Annotated in this window: 20 protein-coding genes; 6 read left to right on the forward strand and 14 right to left on the reverse strand. The window is 73.1% G+C overall.

The genetic code is table 11. The features are described from left to right. Positions 1-13: 13 nt before the first annotated feature. The 3 genes from OF852_RS03550 (at position 14) to OF852_RS03560 (ending at position 2,756) form a co-directional block, all read left to right on the forward strand. On the forward strand, positions 14-814 hold the full coding sequence (locus tag OF852_RS03550) for a peptidylprolyl isomerase (RefSeq protein WP_271120436.1): 801 nt from the start codon (positions 14-16) through the stop codon (positions 812-814). An 83-nt stretch (positions 815-897) separates the two neighbouring features. After that, positions 898-2,127, forward strand: coding sequence for a DUF349 domain-containing protein (locus OF852_RS03555; protein WP_271120437.1), 1,230 nt, complete (start codon positions 898-900; stop codon positions 2,125-2,127). A gap of 71 nt (positions 2,128-2,198) precedes the next feature. Next, positions 2,199-2,756 carry a hypothetical protein gene (locus tag OF852_RS03560; protein WP_271120438.1) on the forward strand — a complete coding sequence of 186 codons (558 nt, stop codon included), beginning with the start codon at positions 2,199-2,201 and terminating at the stop codon, positions 2,754-2,756. On the opposite strand, the gene OF852_RS03565 is transcribed toward OF852_RS03560, so the two are convergent. The 11 genes from OF852_RS03565 to pdxS form a co-directional block, all read right to left on the reverse strand. Then, positions 2,735-4,990 carry a RelA/SpoT family protein gene (locus tag OF852_RS03565; protein ID WP_271120439.1) on the reverse strand — a complete coding sequence of 752 codons (2,256 nt, stop codon included), beginning with the start codon at positions 4,988-4,990 and terminating at the stop codon, positions 2,735-2,737. The genes OF852_RS03560 and OF852_RS03565 overlap by 22 nt on opposite strands. A gap of 57 nt (positions 4,991-5,047) precedes the next feature. Then, a complete protein-coding gene (gene secF / locus OF852_RS03570) occupies positions 5,048-6,076 on the reverse strand; it encodes a protein translocase subunit SecF (RefSeq protein WP_271120440.1) in 1,029 nt (342 codons plus the stop codon). Further along, entirely contained in the window at positions 6,076-7,821 is a 1,746-nt protein-coding gene (secD, locus tag OF852_RS03575) for a protein translocase subunit SecD (protein WP_271120441.1), read from the reverse strand. The genes secF and secD overlap by 1 nt, the downstream gene beginning before the upstream one ends. Positions 7,822-7,914: 93 nt before the next feature. Then, the gene (locus tag OF852_RS03580; protein WP_271120442.1) at positions 7,915-8,322 is read right to left on the reverse strand and encodes a preprotein translocase subunit YajC; all 408 of its coding nucleotides are present in this window, start codon (positions 8,320-8,322) and stop codon (positions 7,915-7,917) included. 76 nt (positions 8,323-8,398) lie between these two features. Beyond that, positions 8,399-9,430 (reverse strand): Holliday junction branch migration DNA helicase RuvB, encoded by a 1,032-nt coding sequence (gene ruvB / locus OF852_RS03585; protein WP_271120443.1) that lies wholly within the window; start codon positions 9,428-9,430, stop codon positions 8,399-8,401. Then, positions 9,427-10,044 carry a Holliday junction branch migration protein RuvA gene (ruvA, locus tag OF852_RS03590; protein ID WP_271120444.1) on the reverse strand — a complete coding sequence of 206 codons (618 nt, stop codon included), beginning with the start codon at positions 10,042-10,044 and terminating at the stop codon, positions 9,427-9,429. The genes ruvB and ruvA overlap by 4 nt, the downstream gene beginning before the upstream one ends. Then, a complete protein-coding gene (gene ruvC / locus OF852_RS03595) occupies positions 10,041-10,637 on the reverse strand; it encodes a crossover junction endodeoxyribonuclease RuvC (protein ID WP_271120445.1) in 597 nt (198 codons plus the stop codon). Before ruvC ends, ruvA begins: the two co-directional genes overlap by 4 nt. A gap of 73 nt (positions 10,638-10,710) precedes the next feature. After that, positions 10,711-11,472 carry a YebC/PmpR family DNA-binding transcriptional regulator gene (locus tag OF852_RS03600; protein ID WP_271120446.1) on the reverse strand — a complete coding sequence of 254 codons (762 nt, stop codon included), beginning with the start codon at positions 11,470-11,472 and terminating at the stop codon, positions 10,711-10,713. A gap of 57 nt (positions 11,473-11,529) precedes the next feature. Next, the gene (locus tag OF852_RS03605) at positions 11,530-12,132 is read right to left on the reverse strand and encodes a hypothetical protein (RefSeq protein ID WP_271120447.1); all 603 of its coding nucleotides are present in this window, start codon (positions 12,130-12,132) and stop codon (positions 11,530-11,532) included. After that, positions 12,129-12,731 carry a pyridoxal 5'-phosphate synthase glutaminase subunit PdxT gene (gene pdxT / locus OF852_RS03610; RefSeq protein WP_442908644.1) on the reverse strand — a complete coding sequence of 201 codons (603 nt, stop codon included), beginning with the start codon at positions 12,729-12,731 and terminating at the stop codon, positions 12,129-12,131. Before pdxT ends, OF852_RS03605 begins: the two co-directional genes overlap by 4 nt. After that, positions 12,728-13,627 carry a pyridoxal 5'-phosphate synthase lyase subunit PdxS gene (gene pdxS / locus OF852_RS03615; RefSeq protein WP_271120448.1) on the reverse strand — a complete coding sequence of 300 codons (900 nt, stop codon included), beginning with the start codon at positions 13,625-13,627 and terminating at the stop codon, positions 12,728-12,730. Before pdxS ends, pdxT begins: the two co-directional genes overlap by 4 nt. Positions 13,628-13,709: 82 nt before the next feature. On the opposite strand from pdxS, the gene pdxY reads away from it, so the two are divergent. Continuing rightward, positions 13,710-14,561: a pyridoxal kinase PdxY gene (gene pdxY / locus OF852_RS03620; RefSeq protein WP_271121106.1), complete on the forward strand. Its 852-nt coding sequence runs from the start codon at positions 13,710-13,712 to the stop codon at positions 14,559-14,561. A 40-nt stretch (positions 14,562-14,601) separates the two neighbouring features. Here the strand turns inward: pdxY and eccCa are convergent, their stop codons facing one another. Beyond that, on the reverse strand, positions 14,602-18,561 hold the full coding sequence (gene eccCa / locus OF852_RS03625; RefSeq protein ID WP_271120449.1) for a type VII secretion protein EccCa: 3,960 nt from the start codon (positions 18,559-18,561) through the stop codon (positions 14,602-14,604). 101 nt (positions 18,562-18,662) lie between these two features. Here eccCa and OF852_RS03630 point away from each other — a divergent pair, with 101 nt between their 5' ends. Then, positions 18,663-19,994 (forward strand): hypothetical protein, encoded by a 1,332-nt coding sequence (locus OF852_RS03630; RefSeq protein WP_271120450.1) that lies wholly within the window; start codon positions 18,663-18,665, stop codon positions 19,992-19,994. Beyond that, positions 19,991-20,968: an RDD family protein gene (locus tag OF852_RS03635; RefSeq protein WP_271120451.1), complete on the forward strand. Its 978-nt coding sequence runs from the start codon at positions 19,991-19,993 to the stop codon at positions 20,966-20,968. Before OF852_RS03630 ends, OF852_RS03635 begins: the two co-directional genes overlap by 4 nt. Positions 20,969-21,071: 103 nt before the next feature. On the opposite strand, the gene OF852_RS03640 is transcribed toward OF852_RS03635, so the two are convergent. Both OF852_RS03640 and OF852_RS03645 read right to left on the reverse strand, forming a co-directional pair. Further along, positions 21,072-21,356, reverse strand: coding sequence for a WXG100 family type VII secretion target (locus tag OF852_RS03640; protein WP_271120452.1), 285 nt, complete (start codon positions 21,354-21,356; stop codon positions 21,072-21,074). Between the two features lie 17 nt (positions 21,357-21,373). Then, positions 21,374-21,691, reverse strand: coding sequence for a WXG100 family type VII secretion target (locus tag OF852_RS03645; RefSeq protein ID WP_271120453.1), 318 nt, complete (start codon positions 21,689-21,691; stop codon positions 21,374-21,376). Between the last annotated feature and the right edge of the window lie 112 nt (positions 21,692-21,803).

Raw genomic sequence — 21,803 nt, forward strand, 5'->3', positions numbered from 1 at the left:
GATCCGGAGCACCGTGGCATCGAGGAGACAGGACCGCGAGGCGCGCCTCGCGCGCGACCGCTACCGCGCCTACAGCGCGCGACAGGAGATCCACGCGCAGCAGCGCCGTCGCCGCGTGCGCGACAGCGTCATCGGCGTGGTCGCCCTCGTCGTGGTCGTCGGCCTCGCCACGACGGCGCAGGTCGGGTTCTTCACGGCGGGCCCCGGCGCCCCGGCCCCCGAGCCCTCCGCCTCGCCGTCCGCGCCCGCGGGCGAGAACGTCGGCGAGGTGCCCGATCCCTCGATCGCCGAGGACCGCAGCTGGACGGGCACGCTCGCCTTCAACGACGACATCGAGCTCGGGATCGAGCTCGACGGGCAGGCGGCGCCCCAGGCGACGGCCGTGTTCCTCGACGAGATCGAGACCGAGTTCCTCGTCGGCACGACCTGCGCGCGCATGGTCCGCTCCGAGAGCGCCGGCCTCCTCCAGTGCGGCTCGACCGACGGCACGACCGCGAGCGACCCCGGGTTCGCCTTCGGTCCCATCGAGAACGCGCCCGAGGACGGCGTCTACCCCGCCGGGACGATCGCCATGGCCCGCACGGGCGGCGACGCCTACGGCAACGGCCGGCAGTTCTTCATCGTCTTCGAGGACACCACCCTCCCCGCGGACGAGGCCGGCGGCTACACGGTCTTCGGCACCGTCACGAGCGGCCTCGACGCGCTCGTCTCCGGGATCGCCGATGCCGGCATCCAGCCCGGCGAGGACGGCGCCGAGTCGAGCGACGGCGCCCCCGTCGTCGAGACGACCCTCACCGCGGCGGCCGTCGAATAGCCGTTCGTCTCGCGGCGCCGCGCGTGCAATAGGCTGGACCGACGCGGCGGAGCGCCGCGTGCGACGAGCTCGAGGTGGATCCAGTGGCGACAGACGACAAGACCCCGTGGGGCCGTGTCGACGATGACGGGACGGTCTACGTCCGCGACGGCGACGCCGAGCGGGCGGTCGGGCAGTACCCCGACGCGACCCCGGAGGAGGCGCTCGCCTACTACGAGCGCAAGTACGTCGAGCTCGAGGGCCAGGTCCACCTCCTCGAGCAGCGGATCATCAAGGGCGCGCCCGCGGCGGACGTCGCGAAGGCCGCCGCCCACCTGCGCTCGGCCGTCGAGAGCGCGAACGCCGTCGGCGACCTCGCCTCGCTCCGCGAGCGGCTCGAGAAGCTCAGCGGCTCGCTCGGCGAGCTGACCGAGAAGCAGAGCGCCGAGAGCCGCGCGGCCCTCGAGGCCGCGGTCGCCGAGCGCGAGGCCATCGTCGTCGAGGCCGAGCGCCTCGCCGCCCAGGACCCGGGCTCGATCCAGTGGAAGCAGACGACCGCCGCGCTCGATGCGCTGTTCGCACGCTGGCAGGCCCACCAGCAGGACGGCCCGCGTCTGCCCAAGCACGAGGGCAACGAGCTCTGGAAGCGGTTCCGCGCCGCACGCTCGAGCCTCGACGGCCACCGCAAGGCCTTCTTCGCCGAGCTCGACGCCACCCACAAGGAGGCGCGCGCCCGCAAGCAGGCGCTCGCCGAGCGCGCCGAGGCCCTCATCCCCAAGGGCACCGACGGCATCCCCGACTACCGCCGCCTCCTCGACGATTGGAAGCGCGCGGGCCGCGCCGGCAAGAAGGTCGACGACGCGCTCTGGGCGCGGTTCAAGGCCGCGGGCGACGCGCTCTACCAGGCGAAGGCCGAGGTCGACGCGCGCGACGACGAGGAGTTCCGCGGGAATCTCGTCGAGAAGGAGGCGCTCCTCGTCGAGGCCGAGCAGCTGCTCGGCGTGAAGGACCGCCAGAAGGCCAAGGACCAGCTCATCGGGATCCAGCGCCGCTGGGATGCCGTCGGCAAGGTCCCGCGGAACGCGATCCGCGGCGTCGAGGACCGGCTGCGCAAGGTCGAGGACCACGTCCGCCGGCTCGACCAGGAGCACTGGGAGAAGAGCGACCCGGAGAAGCAGGCCCGCTCGACCGGCCTCGCGAGCCAGCTCACGAGCGCCATCGCGAAGCTCGAGGCGGAGCTGGAGGCCGCGAGGGCCTCGGGCGACACGCGGAAGATCAAGGACGCCGAGGAGGCGCTCGCGGCTCGCCGCGTCTGGCTCGACGCGCTCGGCTGATCCCGCACCGCTTCTCCACAGATGCCGCCTCGGCGGCCCGCGCCGCCGAGGCCTCCTGCCAGGATGATGCGATGCGATTCACGCCCGCCCAGCTGCTCGACGGCATCCCCGAGGCGGAGCGGAGCGCCATGCGCCTCGACGGCGAGATCGCCCGGCTCGCGCTCGGCGACGTGCCGTTGGACGCGATCGACTCGCCCGCGCTCCGGGCCGGCGTCGCACTCCCCCGTCGGGATGCGCGCCTCGTCGCCGAGCTCGGCACGGCCGCCTGGATCTGGGGCGCACGCGACGCGCCGCCCGAGCCGCCCGAGCTCTGCGTCGAGCTGCGGAGCCGGGTCGTGCGCCCGCTCGACGGCGCGATCCGGCTGCGCGAGCGCACCCTGCCGGCCGCGCAGGTGCGCGAGCTCGACGGCGTCCGCGTGACGGGTCGCGCGCTCACCGCGATCGACCTCGCCCGCGACCGGGCGGTGCTCGCCGACGTCGACCGCCGCGCGATCGCGCTCCTGCTCGCCGATGCGGCGGGCGGCGCCGAGGGCGTGCTCGAGATCCTCGACTCGCTCCCCAGCCCGCATCGGCGCCGGGCCGCCTCCCGATTGCGCGAGATCGCGGCTCAGGAGGCGCTGACGCGGTAGACGTCGTAGACGGCGTCGATGCGGCGGACCGCGTTGAGGAGGCGGTCGAGGTGGACCTTGTCACCCATCTCGAAGAGGAACCGGCTGATCGCGAGGCGGTCGTTCGAGGTCGACACGGACGCCGAGAGGATGTTGACGTGATTCTCCGAGAGGACCCGCGTCACATCCGAGAGGAGGCCCGAACGGTCGAGCGCCTCCACCTGGATCTGCACGAGGAAGACGCTCGCCGAGGTCGGGGCCCACTCCACGTCGATCATGCGGTCGGGCTCCTCGAGGAGCGACTTCACGTTGACGCAGCTGCCGCGGTGGACGGAGACGCCGGCGCCGCGCGTCACGAAGCCGACGATCTCGTCGCCGGGGACGGGCGTGCAGCACTTCGCGAGCTTCACGAGGATGTCGGGCGCACCGCGCACGAGGATGCCGGAGTCGCTCGTCCGCAGCGGCTTCGAGCGCTTCGGCGTGAAGGAGAACTCCGTGTCCTCCGCGTCCTCCTGGTGGATGAACGCGACGACCTTCTCGATGACCGACTGCGTCGAGACGTGCCCCTCGCCGACCGCCGCGTAGAGCGCCTCGACGCCCTCGTACTTCAGCTGCGTCGCGACCTCGGTCAGCGCATCCTGGCTGAGGAGGCGCTGGAGCGGCAGGTTCTGCTTGCGCATCGCCCGGGCGATCGCGTCCTTGCCCTGCTCGACGGCCTCCTCACGGCGCTCCTTCGTGAACCAGCCGCGGATCTTGTTGCGTGCGCGGGGGCTGCGGACGAAGGCGAGCCAGTCCTGGCTGGGGCCCGCGTCGGGGTTCTTCGAGGTGAAGACCTCGACGACGTCGCCCGAGTTGAGCGCGCTCTCGAGCGGGACGAGCCGGCCGTTGACCTTCGCGCCCATCGTGCGGTGGCCGACCTCGGTGTGGACGGCGTAGGCGAAGTCGACGGGTGTCGCGCTCGCGGGCAGGCCGATGACCTTGCCCTGCGGCGTGAAGACGTAGACTTCCTTCGCCCCGATCTCGAAGCGGAGGTTGTCGAGGAACTCGCCCGGGTCGGCCGTCTCGGCCTGCCAGTCGCTGATGTGCGCAAGCCACGCCATCTCCGTGTCGGACTGCCCGCGATCGGGCCCGACGCCGCCGGAGGCCATGCGCTCCTTGTACTTCCAGTGCGCCGCGACGCCGAACTCCGCGCGCTGGTGCATCTCGTGCGTGCGGATCTGGATCTCGACCGGCCGGCCCTTCGGCCCGATGACGGTCGTGTGCAGCGACTGGTAGAGGTTGAACTTCGGCGTCGCGATGTAGTCCTTGAAGCGGCCCGGGATCGGGTTCCACCGCGCGTGGATCGAGCCGAGCACGGCGTAGCAGTCGCGGATGTTGTTGACGAGCACGCGGAGGCCGACGAGGTCGTAGATCTCGTCGAACTCGCGACCGCGGACGACCATCTTCTGGTAGATCGAGTAGTACTGCTTCGGGCGCCCGACGACCTGGCCCTTGATGCGCGAGGTCTTCATGTCGTCGCGCACGGCCTCGATCACCTGCTGCACGAACTCCTCGCGCTGCGGCGTGCGATCGCGCACGAGGCTCTCGATCTCGACGTAGAGCTTCGGGTAGAGCACCGCGAAGGAGAGGTCCTCGAGCTCCCACTTGATCGCCTGGATGCCGAGCCGGTGCGCGAGCGGCGCGTAGATCTCGAGGGTCTCCTGCGCCTTCCGGCTCGCGGAGGCGGCGGGCACGAAGCCCCAGGTGCGCGCGTTGTGGAGGCGGTCGGCGAGCTTGATGATGAGGACGCGGATGTCCTTCGACATCGCGACGACCATCTTGCGGACCGTCTCGGCCTGCGCGCTGTCGCCGTACTTGAGCTTGTCGAGCTTCGTGACCCCGTCGACGAGCATCGCGATCTCGTCGCCGAAGTCGGCGCGGACCATGTCGAGCGTGTACTCGGTGTCCTCGACGGTGTCGTGGAGGAGGGCCGCCGCGATCGTGCGCGCGCCGATGCCGAGATCCGCGAGGATCTGCGCGACCGCGATCGGGTGGGTGATGTACGGCTCGCCGCTCTTGCGCTGCTGCCCGTCGTGCGCGCGCTCCGCCGCGGCGTAGGCGCGCTCGATGAGCGCGAGGTCCGCTTTCGGGTGGTGCGAGCGGACGGTCCGGAGGAGCCGGTCGACCGCGCCCGTCGGCTGCGCCCTGGAGAACAGGCGCGGCAGGATCGTGCGCAGCGTCGCGGTGCTGCTCGCGTTCGCCTGGGTCTCGGTCATGCGGCGCCTCCCTGCATGGATTCTAGGCGCGGGCGGGCGGTCTCACCGGACGCGGCGTCAGGCCGCGACGGCCTTCTCGCGGAGCGCCAGCGTGCGCTTGTCGCCGCGCTTGATCTCCTCCTCGCCGTGGCGGAGGTCGGCGTAGAGCGGCGCCGCGATGAACGGCGTCGAGTAGGTGCCGATGATCGTCCCGACGAGCAGCGCGAGTGAGATGTCGCGGAGCGTGTCGGCGCCGAGCAGGAAGGAGCCGATGAAGAGGATCGCCGCGACCGGCAGCGCCGCCACGACGCCCGTGTTGATCGAGCGGACGAGGGTCTGGTTCGCCGCCCAGTTCACCGTCTCGCCGAAGGTGCGCGTCGACTCCGAGCCCATCTCGCTCGTGTTCTCGCGGATCTTGTCGAACACGACGACCGTGTCGTACAGCGAGAAGCCGAGGATCGTGAGGAAGCCGATGACCGCGGCCGGCGTGATCTCGAAGCCGGTCGCCGCGTAGACGCCGACCGTGATGACGAGATCGTGTGCGAGCGCGATGAGCGCCGCGAGCGACATCTTCCAGGTGCGGAAGTAGATCCCGAGGACGATCGCGGCGAGGCCGAGGAAGATCGCGAGGCCCCACAGCGCCTGGCCGGTGACGTCGGCCCCCCAGGTCGCGCCGATGAACGAGGCCGAGACGTCGTCGATGTCGACCGAGAACTCGTCGGCGAGGGCCTGGCGCACCTCGCGCTGCTCCGCCTCCTCGAGCTGGTCGGTCTGCGCGCGGACCGCGTCGTCGCCGAGCGTCGAGGAGCGCACGACCGCGTTCGGGACGACCGACTGCACGGCCTCCTCGGCGCGGTCCTGGAGCTCGGTCGAGTCGGCGCCCTGCGTGTCGATCTCGAGCACCTGGAACTGCGAGCCGCCGCGGAACTCGATGCCGAAGTTGAAGCCGGCGCCGAAGTCGCCGCCGCCGCGGATGAAGGGCGTCGCGACCGCGAGGAGCATGAGCGCGATCGCGATCGAGTACCAGATGCGGCGGGCGCCCACGAAGGGCACCGAGCGCGCGCCGGTGTAGAGGTCGTTGCCGAGCTTGGCGAATGCGCCGGCCATCAGCTGTCCTTCCGTCCGGTGCCGGCATCGTCGGCGTCGCCCTGCGGGCTCGTGCCCGCGGCCTTGCGCTCGGCGATCGTCTGGCGGCGCTGCGCCTCGCGGCTGGCGCCCTGGCGGCGCTCCTCGACCGAGGTGCGGAACTGCGCGCGGCCGCGGTAGACGGCGCCGAGCGCGTTCGGATCGAGGCCGGACGCCGGATGCCCGCTCGAGAAGAAGCGCGTCGTCGCGAGCAGCTGCAGCACCGGGTGCGTGAAGAGCACGACGATGATGATGTCGATGATGACCGTGATGCCGAGCGTCAGCGCGAAGCCGCGGACGGAGCCGACCGCGACGATGAAGAGCACGATCGCGGAGAGCATGTTGACGCCCTTCGCCGCGTAGATCGTGCGCAGCGCGCGCTTCCAGCCCGCCTCGACCGCGCCGACGAGCCCGCGGCCGTCGCGGAGCTCGTCGCGGATCCGCTCGAAGTAGACGATGAACGAGTCCGCCGTGAACCCGATCGCGACGATGAGGCCGGCGACGCCCGCGAGCGAGAGGCGGTAGCCCTCGCGCCAGGACAGGATCGAGATGACGAGGTAGGTGATGATGCCCGCCACGAGGAGCGAGGCGACCGTCACGAGGCCGAGCATCCGGTACTGGAACAGCGAGTAGATGATGACCAGGATCATGCCGATGAGCCCGGCGATGAGGCCCGACTGGAGCTGGCTCGTGCCGAGCGTCGCCGAGATCGTGTCCTCGCTCTGCACCTGGAAGCCGATCGGCAGGGCGCCGAACTTCAGCTGGTCGGCGAGCACCTTCGACGACTCCTGCGTGAAGTTGCCGGAGATCTCCGGCTTGCCGTTCGTGATGACCGCGTTCGTCGTGGGGGCCGAGATGACGGCGCCGTCGAGCACGATCGCGAACTGGTTCCGCACGCCCTCGAGCGCGTTGAGACGGGTCGTGACGTCCGCGAACTGCTTCGTGCCCTCGTCGTCGAACACGATGTTGACCGCCCACTGCCCGGTCGAGACGCCCTGCTGGTTCGTGCGGATGCCGTTCGTGGCGTCCGAGATCGTGGAGCCGGCGACCTCGGTCGGCCCGAGGAGGTACTTGACCGAGCCGTCGGCCTCGCAGGTGACGAGCGGCTCGGCCGCGGGCGCGACGTTCGCGCCGGAGTCCTCGACGTCGGCGCAGTCGAAGTCGTCGAACTGCTGCTGGAGCGCCGGCGTGATCCAGTTCGTGTCGCTGCCGTCGGTGGGGCTCACGGACGGCGTCGACTCGAGCGACGCGCTCGGCGCGGGGTCGGCCTCCTCGGCGTCGCCGCTCGGCGAGGGCGAGGCGCTCGGATCCGCCATGGAGTCGCCCGAGGGGACGTCCGCGAGGAGCACGGGCCGGAACTCGAGCTTGGCGGAGGCCTGGATGCGGTCGCGCGTCGCGTCGTCGATCGTGCCGGGCATCGCGACGACGATGTTCTCGTTGCCCTGCGTGCTGATCTCGGACTCGGAGACGCCCGCGGCGTCCACGCGATCGCGGATGATGGCGACGGCCTGGGTGAGCTGGTCCTGCGTGACCTGCTGCCCGGACTCCAGCTGCGGGGCGAGGATGATCTGGGTGCCGCCCTCGAGGTCGAGCGCGAGCTTGGGGGTCCAGTCCCACTTCCAGAACAGGACGCCGGCGGTCTGGAGACCCGTGAGGGCCACGATGATGACCAGGAGCCAGGTCAGTGCGCGCCAGGCCTTCCGGACCGGGGTCGTTCTCGTTGCCACGACGTCGTTCTGCTTTCTCTCGACCGGCCCGCGGGATCGCAGGCGAGGCGCCGCCGGCCCGGGATCCGGGCCGGACTCACCGGCTCAGGCGGATTACTCGGAGTCCTTCTTGGGGGCGCGCGTCGGGTCGTCGGTCCGCTCGCCGAACTCCGGCTCGTCGCGGCGGAGCGCCGGGTCCCCGTCCAGCGCGGCGTCGGCGCCGAGGGCGTCGTCCGCCTCGTCCTCGAGGGGGGCCTCCTCCTCGACGACCTTCGCGAGCGTCTGGCTGTGGAGGCGGATCAGGGTGCCGGGAGTGGTCTCGACGATCGCCTCGTTGGTCTCCGCGTCGAGCGAGACCAGCGTGCCGTAGATGCCGTGCTGCGTCATGACCTCGACGCCCGGGACCATGCGGGTGCGCAGATCCTCCGCCTCGCGCTGCCGCTTCTTCGAGTTGCGGAACATGAAGAAGATCATGATCGCGAGGACGGCGAACAGGCCGATGGTCAACGGGTCAATGGGCATGGAGCTCGACGCCTTCCGGGGGTCTGCGGTCTCGCCCCGGGCGCGCGGACTGCGCGACCCTCAGGGCACTGCTGAATCATACGTCATCGTCGAAGAGCGCCCCGCTCGGTGCGCGCTCGACGCCGAGATGGCGCCAGGCGGCCGCCGTCGCGACCCGGCCGCGCGGGGTGCGGGTGAGCAGGCCGATCCGCACGAGGAAGGGCTCGACGACGCTCTCGATCGTGTCGGCCTCCTCCCCCACCGAGACGGAGAGGGTGCCGAGGCCGACGGGACCGCCCTCGAAGCGGCGGAGCACCGCGTCGAGCACGGCGCGGTCGAGCCGGTCGAGGCCGAGCTCGTCGACGTCGTAGAGCTCGAGGGCGGCGTGCACCGAGGCGAGGTCGGCCTCGCCGCCGTGCACGAGCGCGTAGTCGCGCACCCGGCGCAGCAGCCGGTTCGCGATGCGGGGGGTGCCCCGGCTGCGCCCCGCGATCTCGCGGAGGGCGGTGTCCGGCACCTCGAGGCCGAGCTTGACCGCGGCGCGCGCGATGACCTCGTGGAGCTCGGCGTCGTCGTAGAACTCGAGGTGCGCCGTGAAGCCGAAGCGGTCCCGGAGCGGGTTGGGGAGCAGCCCCGAGCGGGTCGTCGCGCCGACCAGGGTGAAGGGCGCGAGGTCGAGCGGGATGCTCGTCGCGCCGGCGCCCTTCCCGACCATGATGTCGATCCGGAAGTCCTCCATCGCGAGGTAGAGCATCTCCTCGGCCGACCGCGCCATGCGGTGGATCTCGTCGATGAACAGGACCTCCCCCGGCACGAGGCTCGAGAGCAGGGCGGCGAGGTCGCCGGCGTGCTGGATGGCGGGGCCGCTCGACATGCGCAGCGGCCGGCCGCTCTCGTGGGCGACGATCATCGCGAGCGTCGTCTTGCCGAGCCCGGGCGGTCCGGCGAGCAGGATGTGGTCGGGCGTGCGCTGCTGCATCGCCGCGGCGCGGAGGAGCAGCTGCAGCTGGCCGCGCACCTTCGACTGGCCGACGAACTCGGCCAGGCTCCGCGGCCGCAGCGCCCCCTCGAAGGCGAGCTCCGCCTCCGACTCGGGCGCCTCGCGCTCCCCCGGCTCGATGCCCGTCATCGCGCGCTCCGGGGGGCGGGGCCGAGCTCGGCGAGCGCGAGTCGGAGGAGGGCGGGGACGCTCACCCGGTCGGCGTCCCCGGCGCGCTCGACGACCTCGCCGACGGCCGCGCGCGCGGGCTTCTCCGCCCAGCCGAGCCCGATGAGCGCCTCGACGACGGCCTCGTCGGCGACCGGTGCGGCGCCCGCGCCGCCCGCGGCCGCGGCGGACCGGCTGACGACGAGCTTGCCGGCGAGCGAGACGGTGATGAGCTTGGCGGTCTTCGGGCCGATGCCGGAGACCCGGCGGAACGCCGCGTCGTCCTCGCCCGCGACGGCGGCCGCGACGGCCTCCGGACTGAGCTCGGCCAGGACCCCGAGCGCCGACTTCGGGCCGACGCCCGTGACGCCGCGCAGGAGGTCGAAGACCGCGAGCTCCTCGGGGGTCGCGAAGCCGAAGAGCGAGAGGTCGTCCTCGCGGACGATGAGCGCCGTGTGCAGGACCGCCTCGGCGCCCTGACGGAGCCCGAGGGCGTGCTGCGGCGTGACCGCGATCCGGAGCCCGACCCCGCCGACCTCCACGACCACCGAGGACCCGAGCGAGGAGAGGACGGTGCCGCGGACGCTCGAGATCACGTCGCCACCCTACGGGCGCGCGAGCCGCGCTCCGCATCGCGCCACGCGCGCTGGGCGGGCGTGAGGGAGGCCGCCGCATCCGCGCCGTCGCCGAGTCCGTCGCCCGCCGACGCGGGCGATGCGCCGCCGCGCCAGGCGTGGCATATGGCGAGTGCGAGCGCGTCCGAGGCGTCGGCGGGCTGCGGCAGCTCGGCGAGGCCGAGGATGCGGGCGACCATCGTCGCGACCTGCCGCTTCCCCGCGGTCCCCGAGCCCGTGACGGCCGCCTTCACCTCGCTCGGCGTGTGGAGCGCGACCGGGACGCCGTGCTCGGCCGCCGCGAGGAGGGCGATGCCGCTCGCCTGCGCCGTGCCCATCACGGTGCTGAGGTTGTGCTGGGCGAACACCCGCTCGACGGCCATCGCTCCGGGGGCGTGCTCGCCGATGAGCTCGCGGATCCCCCGCGAGACCTCGGCGAGTCGCCGCTCGAGGGGCGCCTCGGGCGCCGTGCGGATCACGCCGACCGCGACGAGGCTCGCGCGGCGGTCGCGGCGGACGTCGACGAGGCCGAACCCGCAGCGGGTGAGACCGGGATCGATGCCGAGCACGCGCATGCGGCAAGGCTAGCCGAACGGTTCGTACACATGTTCGAGCCGCGCGGCGCGTCGCCTCGCGACGGCGGGGATGTCAGTCCTCGGCGTCGAGCTGCGCCTGCACCTCGTCCGGCACCTCGAAGTTCGAGAAGACGTTCTGCACGTCGTCGCTGTCCTCGAGGGCGTCGATGAGCCGGAAGACCTTGCGGGCCGTGTCCGCATCCACCTCGACCTGCAGGGTCGGCACGAACTCGGCCTCGGCGGAGTCGTAGTCGATGCCCGCCTCCTGGAGCGCCGTGCGCGCGGCCACGAGCTGCGAGGGATCGGTCACGACCTCGAAGCCGCCGCCCTGGTCCTTGACCTCCTCGGCCCCGGCATCCAGGACCGCCTCGAGGATGCCGTCCTCGGTGACGCCCTCGGCCTTCGTGATCGAGATGACGCCCTTGCGGTGGAAGTTGTAGGCGACGCTGCCCGGGTCGGCGAGCGTGCCGCCGTTGCGCGACATCGCGGTGCGGACCTCCGCGGCGGCGCGGTTCTTGTTGTCCGTGAGGCACTCGATGTAGAGGGCGACGCCGTTGGGGCCGTAGCCCTCGTACATGATCGTCGCGTAGTCGATCGACTCGCCCGTGAGCCCCGCGCCGCGCTTGATCGCCCGGTCGATGTTGTCGTTCGGGACGGAGGTCTTCTTCGCCTTCTGCACCGCGTCGACGAGGGTCGGGTTGCCGCTGAGGTCGGCGCCGCCGATCTTGGCGGCGACCTCGATGTTCTTGATCAGCTTCGCGAACGACTTCGCACGGCGCTGGTCGATGACCGCCTTCTTGTGCTTCGTCGTCGCCCACTTGGAATGGCCGCTCACTGCGCTCCTTCGTCGGGTGGGGGGACCCGACGATCCTACCTGCGCCGCGGACCGGGCTCAGCCGAGTCGCAGTCCGGCGCGCGTCAGCTCCAGCTGCGCGAGCCGGCGCTGCACCTGGCGGTCGCCCTGTCGCCAGCTCGCGAGGGGCGCCGGTCCCACCGCTCGCAGCTCCCTCGCGCTCGCGCGGCCGAGCGCGCGCAGCGCGAGCAGCTCCGTGCCCTCCGGCAGGGCGCGCATCGCCGTCGCCTCCGCGGCGCGCCGCGCGAAGCGCAGGCGCGGGAGCAGCCAGACGAGCAGCACGAGGGCGATCGGCGTCACCGCGATCCCGATGCCGAGCAGCACCGCCGCGGTCTCGACGACCTCCTGCTGGGTCCGGCCCGCGTCCGCGAGGGTCGAGCCGGCGCCGCTCGCGGCGTCGAAGGGGGCGCGGATGCCGCCCCCGATGAGCGGGACGCCGCCGAGCGCGTCCCCGATCTCCGTCATCGTCCCGCGGAAGCCGCTCCCGGCCTCCTCCAGCTGGCGGCCCAGATCCGCGAGCGCGACCACGAGGCCGTGCACCGCGACGCCGAGCCACACGGCGAGGCCGATCGCGAGGAGGGCGACGACGTCCGCCGCGATCTGCGCGGCACGGCGGGCGGGGATCTCGGCGTAGAGCTTCATGCCTCCAGCATGACGGCGCGCACCCGGTCGAGGAAGCGCGCGTGGAAGCGCAGCTCGCCCGAGACCTCCGGGTGGAAGGCCGTCGCCAGGATCGCCCCCTGCTCCACGGCGACCGCCCGGCCGTCCGGGAGCGACGCGAGCACGTGCACGCCCTCGCCCGTCCGCTCGACGGCGGGCGCGCGGATGAAGACCGCGCGCACGGGCGGCGCGCCGAGCTCCGGGATGTCGAGGTCGGCCTCGAAGGAGTCGTTCTGGTTCCCGAAGGCGTTGCGCCGCACCGTCGCGTCGAGTCCGCCGAGGGTCTGCTGGCCCGCGATCCCGTCCTCGAGCCGCTCGGCCAGCAGGATGAGCCCGGCGCAGGTGCCGTACACCGGCATCCCGGCGGCGATCCGCGCGCGGAGCGGCTCCCGCATCCCGAAGGCGCGGCACAGCTTGTCCATGACGCTCGACTCGCCGCCCGGGATCACGAGGCCCGCCACCTCGGCGAGCTCCTCCGGGCGCCGGACCGGCACCGCCTCCGCGCCGAGCGACCCCAGCGCCGCGAGATGCTCGCGCACGCCGCCCTGGAGGGCGAGGACGCCGACGCGGAGCGCCGTCACCAGCCGCGCTCGGCGAGACGGTGCGGCGCGGGCAGGTCGCCGACGTTGATGCCGACCATCGCCTCCCCCAGCCCTCGCGAGGCGTCCGCGACGATCGCCGGGTCGTCGTGGAACGTCGTCGCCTTCACGATCGCGGCGGCGCGCGCCGCCGGGTTCCCCGACTTGAAGATGCCGGAGCCGACGAACACGCCGTCCGCCCCGAGCTGCATCATGAGCGCGGCGTCCGCGGGCGTCGCGACGCCGCCCGCGGTGAAGAGCACGACCGGGAGGCGGCCGGCCTCCGCCACCTCGGCGACGAGCTCGTAGGGCGCCTGGAGCTCCTTCGCCGCGACATAGAGCTCGTCCCTCGAGCGGCCGTGGAGCGCGGCGATCTCGCCGCGGATCGTGCGGATGTGCTTCGTCGCCTCCGAGACGTCGCCCGTGCCGGCTTCGCCCTTCGAGCGGATCATCGCCGCGCCCTCGGTGATGCGGCGCAGCGCCTCCCCCAGGTTCGTCGCGCCGCAGACGAAGGGGGTCGTGAAGTCCCACTTGTCGATGTGGTTGACGTAGTCGGCCGGGCTCAGCACCTCGGACTCGTCGATGTAGTCGACGCCGAGCGCCTGCAGGACCTGCGCCTCGACGAAGTGCCCGATGCGGGCCTTCGCCATGACGGGGATCGAGACGCTCGCGATGATCTCGTCGATGAGGTCGGGGTCCGACATGCGGGCGACGCCGCCCTGCGCGCGGATGTCGGCGGGCACGCGCTCGAGGGCCATGACGGCGGTCGCGCCCGCCTCCTCCGCGATCCGCGCCTGCTCGGCCGTGACGACGTCCATGATGACCCCGCCCTTGAGCATCTCGGCGAGCCCGCGCTTCACGCGGGTGCCGGCGATCTCGGGGGTGCTCTGCTCGCTCATGATCGCCGAGTGTAGGGAGCCGCGCGCCCGCGCACCCCGCTCGAGCCCGTGCCAAAGACGCCTGAGTGGCATGATCGTGCGGGTGAAGGTCCTCTCGATCCAGTCCGCCGTCGCCTACGGGCACGTCGGCAACTCGGCCGCCGTGTTCCCGCTCCAGCGCATCGGGGTCGAGGTGATGCCCGTCTACACGGTCAACTTCTCGAACCACACCGGCTACGGCGCCTGGCGCGGGCCCCTCATCTCGCCCGAGGACGTGCGCGAGGTCATCACCGGCATCGAGGAGCGCGGCGCGCTCGCCGGCGTCGACGTCGTGCTCTCCGGCTACCAGGGCGGCGAGGGCATCGCGGACGTCGTGATCGACGCCGCCGCGCGGGTCAAGGCCGCGAACCCCTCGGCGGTCTACGCGTGCGACCCCGTCATGGGGAACGCGAAGTCGGGATGCTTCGTCGCCCCCGCCATCCCGGTGCTGCTCCGCGAGCGGGTCGTCCCGGTCGCCGACATCATCACCCCGAACCAGTTCGAGCTCGGCTTCCTCACCGGCACCGAGCCGGACACGATCGAGTCGACCCTCGCCTCGGCGGACGCCGCCAGGGCCATGGGGCCCCGCACGGTGCTCGTCACGAGCGTCGAGCGCCCGGACCGCCCCGAGGGCACCATCGAGATGCTCGTCGTCGACGACGCGGGCGCGTGGATCGTGCGGACGCCGCTGCTGCCGTTCAAGGCGAACGGCTCGGGGGACGTCACGGCCGCGCTCTTCACGGCCCACTACCGCAGCACGGGCGACCCCGCGCTCGCGCTGGCGCGCGCGACGTCGAGCGTCTTCGACCTCCTCGAGGCGACCCACCGCTCGGGCGAGCGCGAGCTGCAGCTCGTCGAGTCGCAGGAGGCCTACGCGCACCCGCGGATGCAGTTCCAGGTCGAGCAGCTGCGCTAGACCCGCCCGGCGCCCTCGTCGCCCGGCGCGCCGGGCCGCGCTACACGCTCGGCGGCGCGTAGGCGAGCTGCAGCGTCTGCAGCCCCCGCTCGCGGGTGACGAGCTGCGCGCGCCCCGGCACCGCGGGCCGCGGCTTCACCGAGCCGAGCAGCGGCCCCTCGTCCGGGCTGCCCGAGAGCAGGATGCCCGGCACCGCGAGGTCGCGCAGGGACTGCAGCACGGGCTCGTAGAGCGCACGCGAGGCGCCGCCGGACCGGCGCGTCATGATGAGGTGCAGGCCGACGTCGCCCGCCTGCGCGAGCAGCGGCTGGAGTGCCGAGATCGGGTTGCCGGAGGCGCTCGCGACGAGGTCGTAGTCATCGACGAGGACGTACACGTCGGCGCCCGTCCACCACGAGCGCTCGCGCAGCTGCTTCGGCGTCACATCCGGCCCGGGGAGGCGCGTCTGGAGGTAGGCCGCGATGTCCCGCAGCTCCCCCGTCGCCTGCTCGGCGGTCGTGAAGTAGCCCGCCAGGTACTCCTCGGAGATCTCGGAGAGCAGCGCACGCCGGTAGTCGACGACGAAGATCTGCGCCTCCTTCGGCGTCGCGAGCCGCTGGATCTCGCGCGAGATGCCGCGCAGGAACGAGGACTTGCCGGAGCCGATGTCGCCGAGCAGGTACAGGTGCGAGTCGCGGCGCGGGTCGAGCCCGACCGGCGCGAACGCCGCCTCGTCGATGCCGAGCAGGATCCGCTCGGACATCTTCGAGCCCTGCACCTGGGAGCGGAGGGCCGCGAGCGGCAGCTGGTCGGGCAGCAGGCGGAGCTTCGGCCCCGACGGCCCCGTCCACGACTGGCTGATCCGCTGCATCAGGTCGTCGACGCCCTGCGTGAGGGTGTCGTCCTCGGGGTCGCCGTCGATCCGCGGGAGCGCGGCGAGGAAGTGGTGCCCCGACATGGTGAGGCCGCGGCCCGGCCGCTCGACGGGCACCCCCTTCGCGATCTTGCGGTCGATCTCGGAGTCCATCGGGTCGCCGAGTCGGAGCTCGATCTTCGAGCCGAAGACGTCGCGGATCGCGGTGCGGAAGTCCATCCAGCGGCTCGTCGTCGCGATGAGGTGGAGCCCGAAGGTGAGTCCCCGGCCGGCGAGCGTCTGGAGGTCGATCTCCATCTGGTCGAACTCGGCGCGGAGCGTCGGCCAGCCGTCGACGACGAGGAACAGGTCGCCGTAGCCGTCGTCCGCCGTGCCCTCGCGCCGCATCCGACGGTAGGTCTCGATGGAGTCGATGCCGTGGTGGCGGAAGTACTCCTCGCGGGTGTTCACGATGCCGAGGATCTCGGCGTACATCCGGCGGAGCACATCCGGCTCGGTGCGGGTCGCGACGCCCGCGACGTGCTCGAGGCGCTGCATGGGCGTGAAGGCGCCGCCGCCGAAGTCCATGACGTAGACCTGCACCTCGGCGGGCGTGTTCGTGAGGGCGAGGCCGGCGACGACGGTGCGGGCGAGCGTGCTCTTGCCGCTGCGCGCGCCGCCGACGATCGCGAGGTGGCCGCCCGCGCCGCCGAGGTCGAGCTCGAAGGTGTCGCGCCGCTGCTCGAGCGGCCGGTCGACCATGCCGATCGGGAGCCGGAGCGTCCCCGAGCTGCGCCACGCGGGCGAGAGCAGTCCGAGCGAGGGGTCGACCGCGAGATCGGGCATCAGCTCGTCCATGGTCGGCGGGAGGTCGAACGGCGGCAGCCAGACCTGGTGCGCGGGGCGGCCCTTGCCGGCCATGCGGCTCACCGCGATGTCGAAGGTCGCCCGCTTGTCGGTCGGCTCCGCCTGCACCTCGGGCTCGGGGCGCTCGATGGCGGGTGTCCGCGAGATGACGGGCGCGGCCGAGAAGTGCTCGACGCGGACCTCGCGCACCGGCGCGCCGGCCTGCGCCTTGCGCCGGGTGGCCTTCGGCGGCGCCGAGACGTAGGCGGCCCGGAACTGCGTGAGCGCGCCCGAGTCCGACTTGAGGATGCCGTGCCCGCCGCCGCCCGGCAGCGAGAAGGCGTCGGGCACGCCGATGACGGTGCGCGAGTCGGAGGCCGAGAAGGTCTTGAGGCCGACCCGGTACGACAGGTGCGACTCGAGCCCGCGGAGCTTGCCCTCCTCCAGGCGCTGCGTCGAGAGGAGCAGGTGCATCTGGAGCGAGCGGCCGAGTCGGCCGATCGCGACGAAGAGGTCGGCGAACTCGGGCTTCGCGGAGAGCAGCTCGGAGAACTCGTCGGCGACGATGAAGAGCGCCGGCAGCGGATCGAGATCGTCGCGGCCGCCCTTGCGGGCCGTCTCGTAGTCGGCGACGTTCGCGAAGTTGCCGGCGTCGCGCAGCAGCTCCTGACGGCGGACCATCTCGCCCGTGATCGCATCCTGCATGCGGTCCACGAGCGTCAGGTCGTCGCCGAGGTTGGTGATGATCGCCGAGACGTGCGGCATGTCGGCCATGCCGGCGAAGGTCGCGCCGCCCTTGAAGTCGACGAGGACGAAGTTGAGGTCCTCGGAGGAGTGCGTCAGGGCCAGCGAGAGCACGAGCGTGCGGAGCACCTCCGACTTGCCCGAGCCGGTCGCGCCGATGAGGAGGCCGTGCGGCCCCATGCCCTGCTGCGCGGACTCCTTGATGTCGAGGATCATCGGCTGGCCGGTCGCCGTGAGCCCGATCGGGACCCGGAGCCGGTCGCGCGGCAGCCGCGGGCGCCAGGCGACGGCGGGATCGAACTCGGTGACGTTGGGGAGCCCGAGGAGGTCGGTGAGCTCGGCCGAGATCGCCCGCGCGGGGCCGCCCGACTCCTCGCTCTCGGCGTCCTCGAGGCGCGGCATGAGCCGGCGCGCGGTCGCCTCCGCGACGGGCACGCCGAGCCGGTCGGCGCGCGCCGGGTGCGGCGCGAGGCCGCGACGGACGATGTGCATCGCGTCGCCCTCGCCGAGGAGCAGCCGGATCGTGTCGCGATCCTGGAGCTCGTCCCACGTGGCGGGGAGGTCGATCACGGTGACGCCCTGCACGCCCTCGCCGCCCGACAGCGGGTGGCCGGCCGGGATGCGGCCGCCGTCGACGATGAGCACGAGGTGCGGGCCGGAGGCGGGGGCGCCGAGCTGGAAGCGCGCGCGCGAGGCGATGTCGGGCGCCGCGAGCCCCTCGATGTCCGCCCAGGTCTCCCCCACCATGCGGGCCGAGCCGACCGCATCCCTCGATCGCGTCGAGTGCGCGTGCGGCAGCCACTTCACCCACTCCCAGCGGGCGATGGACTCGGGGGATGCGAGGACCGCGATCTGCACGAGATCCGGCGAGGCGAAGGTCGCGAGCTGCGTCGCGATGGAGCGGGCGAGGCCGCGGGCGGCGTTCGCGGGCCCGGCGATCTCGAGGCGCGCGATGGATCCCAGGTCGATGCCGTGCGGCATGCCCGGCTGGAGCTCGTGCGTGAGCACGAAGCGGTGCGCGGCGGAGACGCTGACCGGGTCGAGCTGGGCGAGGGCCGGGGTCGGCGCCTCCTCGAGCTCGAGCGCGAGCGGCTGCGTCGAGGTGCCGACCCGCGCGATGAGGCGGTCCGCCTGGTCGCCGCGGCGCTCCCAGACGCGCGTGCCCTCCTCCGCGATGAACGGCAGGGACTCCGGCGCGGGCATGATCCACTCGCCGTGAGCGCGCTGCCGACGGGCCGTCTCGCGGACGGTCTCGCGGGTCTCCGAGAGGTAGGCGAGGTACTCGCGGCGCGTCTCGCGCACGGCGGTCTCGTGCGTGGAGCGCTGGCGCCACATGTTGCCGCCGACCATCGCGAGCGCGATGAAGAGGAACATGCCGCCCATGAGGTAGGTGCGCACGGTCGGCTCGCCCGCGAGGGCGATCACCGCGATCGAGCCCATGCTGCCGAGCATGGGCACGGCCATCATGATCGTGTTCGTCGCGCCCTCGGGCTTCGGCAGCTCGGGGGGCTGCTGGAGGACGAGCTGCCCGGTCGGCGGGTGCTGCGGTGCCAGGCGGTTCAGCTGGTCAAGGCTCATGCGGCTCGGACGTCTCCAGTCTCGATAGGCGAGGTGCTGTCATAGTATGACGACCACGGCGGACAGCGGATCCGGAGCAGCACCGGCAGGACGGGACGAGCATGGCGACAGCGACGGTTCGCGTCGTCCTCGCGGGCGCCGACGGCCGAGCCGACCTCGCCGTGCCGGTCGGCGTGACCCTCCGCGAGCTGCTCGCCGCCTCCGGGATCGACGCCGACGCCGTCGAGGTCGTCGGCTCCTCGGGCGAGCTCGTCGAGCCGGATGCCGTCCTCGGCGAGGACGCGCGCGACGGGTTCCTCCTCAGCGTGCACGCCGGCGCGCACCCGCGACGCAGCCGGGAGGAGATCGCGGCGCGGGCCGCCGCCGGCGCCCGCGTGGAGCCGGCGCCCCTCGCCGTCGTCCTCGTCCTCGTCCTCGTCGGCGCCCTCCTCGTCGCGAGCCTCCTGGGCGAGGGCGCCTGGTGGACGGCGATCGCCGCCGTCCCGCTCGCGGCCGCGGCCGTCGCGCTCCTCGCGCATCCCGCCTCCCGCCGCTCCGCGGTCCTCTCGCTCCTCGCGCCGCCCCTCGCGCTCGGCGCCGCGGCCGCCGCGATGCCGGTCGGCGTCGAGCGGGTCGGCGCGATCGTCGCGGGCATCGTCGTCGGCGCGACCGTCGCCAGCGTGCGCCACGGGATCGCGCTGCGGCGGATCGAGCCGCTGCGGCCGCTGACCGGCATCTCCGCCCTGCTGTGGGCGCTCGCCTCGGTCGTCGCGGTCGGGTCCCTCATGCTCGGCACCCCCGGGACGACCGCGGCCGCCCTGCTCGTCGGCGCCGTGCCGCTCCTGCTCCGCATCATCCCCGCGACCGCGATCGACATCCCCGAGACCGACCTGCTCGACCTGCCGCACCTCATCCGCGAGGCGCCCTCCGTCCGGGATGCGACCCCGCCCCCGCCCCGCCGCGTCGACCGGGACCGGGTGCGCGACGCGATCCGCTCGGGCACGCGGCGAACCGACGCCGGCGCCGTCATGGTCTGCGCGACCGGGGCCGTCGCGGCGTTCGTCGTCCTCGCGGGGACGCCGGAGGGCACCCTCGCGAGCTGGGCCTCGCTCGCCGGGATCGGCCTCGTCGCGCTGGGCCTCGTGCTCTCCTCGCGGAGCGCCCACCACGGGCTCGCCAAGGTCATGCCCCGCGCCGCCGCCGGGGTCATGCTCGCCGCGCTCGCACTGCTCGGCATCCCCGCGCTCCCCGTGGACCCGGCCTGGGGCGCGCTCGCGCTCGCCGGCTCCGGGGTGCTCGCGATCGCCGCGATCGGCCCGATCGCGCGCGGCTGGCGCTCGCTCGGATGGTCGCGCGCGGGCGACATCCTCGAGGGGCTCTGCCTCGTCTTCGCGCCCGGGCTCATGCTGCTCGGCTCGGGACTCATCGACGCCATCGGGAGGCTCACCGCATGACCGCCGTCGCCGCCGCGCCCGCCCCGGGCGCCGCCCCCGTGCACGAGGCCGGGTTCCCCGACGCCTCGGGGGGCCGCCGCCTCGTCGCCTATCTGCTCGACCTCGCGCTCACGGGCGCGATCGGGGCGGGCGGGACGCTGCTCAGCGGCTCGCCGCTCCTCGGGGGCGTCGCCGTCGCGGAGCTGCTCGTCGTCCAGGTCGCCCTCGAGGCGCGCACGGGCGCGACCGTCGGGCAGCGCGCCATGCGGCTGCGCACCGTGCGGGTGGGCACCGACGAGTCGCCCGCGCTCGGCCGGGCGGTGCTCCGGGCGCTCGTGATGGGCGCGGCGCACCTCGTCGTGATCGCGCCCGTGATCCTCTCGGCCGCCGGCAGCCGCGACCGCCGCGGCCGACGCCGCGCGCCGCACGACCTCATCGCGGACGTGCAGGTGCTCGACGTCCGCCGCCGACTCGCCGTGCCGCCGCCTCCCCCGGCACCGCGGCCGGCGGCCGCATACACCGCGACCCCCGTCGCGCCGGCGCCGGCTCCCGCTGCCCCCGCCCCGCAGCCCGTCGCCGCTGCGCCCGCGCGCCCCGCGCTCGCGCAGCCCGCCGCGGCCGCGCCCGCCGCGCCGCAGCCGGGGGCGCCCGTCGCGCCCGTCGTCGGCCCCGCGGTCCGGCTCGTGCTGCCCGACGGCCAGGTCGTGCCCGTGGACGCGGACGTCTACCTGGGCCGAGCCCCGACCGCGCCGCAGGATCCGGGCGCACGGCTCGTGACGCTCGCCGACCCGCAGCGGCAGCTCTCGCGCACCCACGCCCGCTTCGGGCTCGCGGGCGAGACGCTGTGGGTCGAGGATCTGGGCTCCGGCAACGGCACCTCGCTGCGCCGCCAGGACGGTCGCAACTGGCGTCTCACGCCGGAGCAGCGGATCGCGATCCCCGAGGGCGCCGGCGTGCTGCTCGCGGAGCTCGAGATCCGCATCATCCGCGCCTGAGGCATCCGCTCCTGAGCCATCCGCTCCTCGCCCGGCGACGGCGCCCGGAGACGCGAGAAGGCCCCGGACCTGAGGTCCGGGGCCTTCTGCCTGCGTCAGCGGATCAGCTGAAGCGCTGGGCGTTGCGGTTGTCCGCCGCCTGGAAGTCCTCGCCGTCGCGACCGACCTGCTGGCCGATCTCCTGGAGGAGGATCTTCATGTCGCTGAGCGCCTGGGTCCACTGGGCCTTGGCGGCCTGGTAGGACTCGGCCGCGGCACCCGTCCAGTCGGACTGGAGCGGCGCCAGCTGGCGGTCCATGTCGTTGAGCGCGGTCTCGATCTTCGAGGCGCCGCCCGCGATGTCGGCCGAAGCCGCCGCGATCCCGCCGAAGTTCGCCTTGAACGTCATCGTGTCTCCCTTTCCGATCAGCCGAGACGGCCCTGGAGCCGGTTCATGGCAGACGACGACGAGTCGTCGGCCGAGCTGTAGTTGGACTGCGATGCACGGAGGTTCTGCTCGAACGCGTCGAGGTTGTCCGTGATCTTGTTGGCCTGGGCCTTCCAGTTCGTCATGAGCGAGGTGAAGGCCGTCGCCGACCCACCCGTCCACGACGATCCGATCGATGCGAGCTTGCCCTCGAGGGCCGAGATCTCGCTCTTCAGCGTCTGCTTCGACTCTGCGACGATCTTCGCGCCGCGCTCGATAGCACCATCCGCAGCGGAGACTTCGTTCGCCACGGTCACCTCCTGGAGTAATGGGCTCGTTCGCGCCCCGTGGGCGGGACGGCTGGTGCCGTTCCCGGCCCCCGGCTTTCCGGAGGCAAACTCACTCTAAGAGGTCTGCCTGCGAGGACCA

Origin of the sequence: Homoserinibacter sp. YIM 151385 (assembly GCF_027912415.1) — a bacterium.
GTDB lineage: Bacteria > Actinomycetota > Actinomycetes > Actinomycetales > Microbacteriaceae > Schumannella.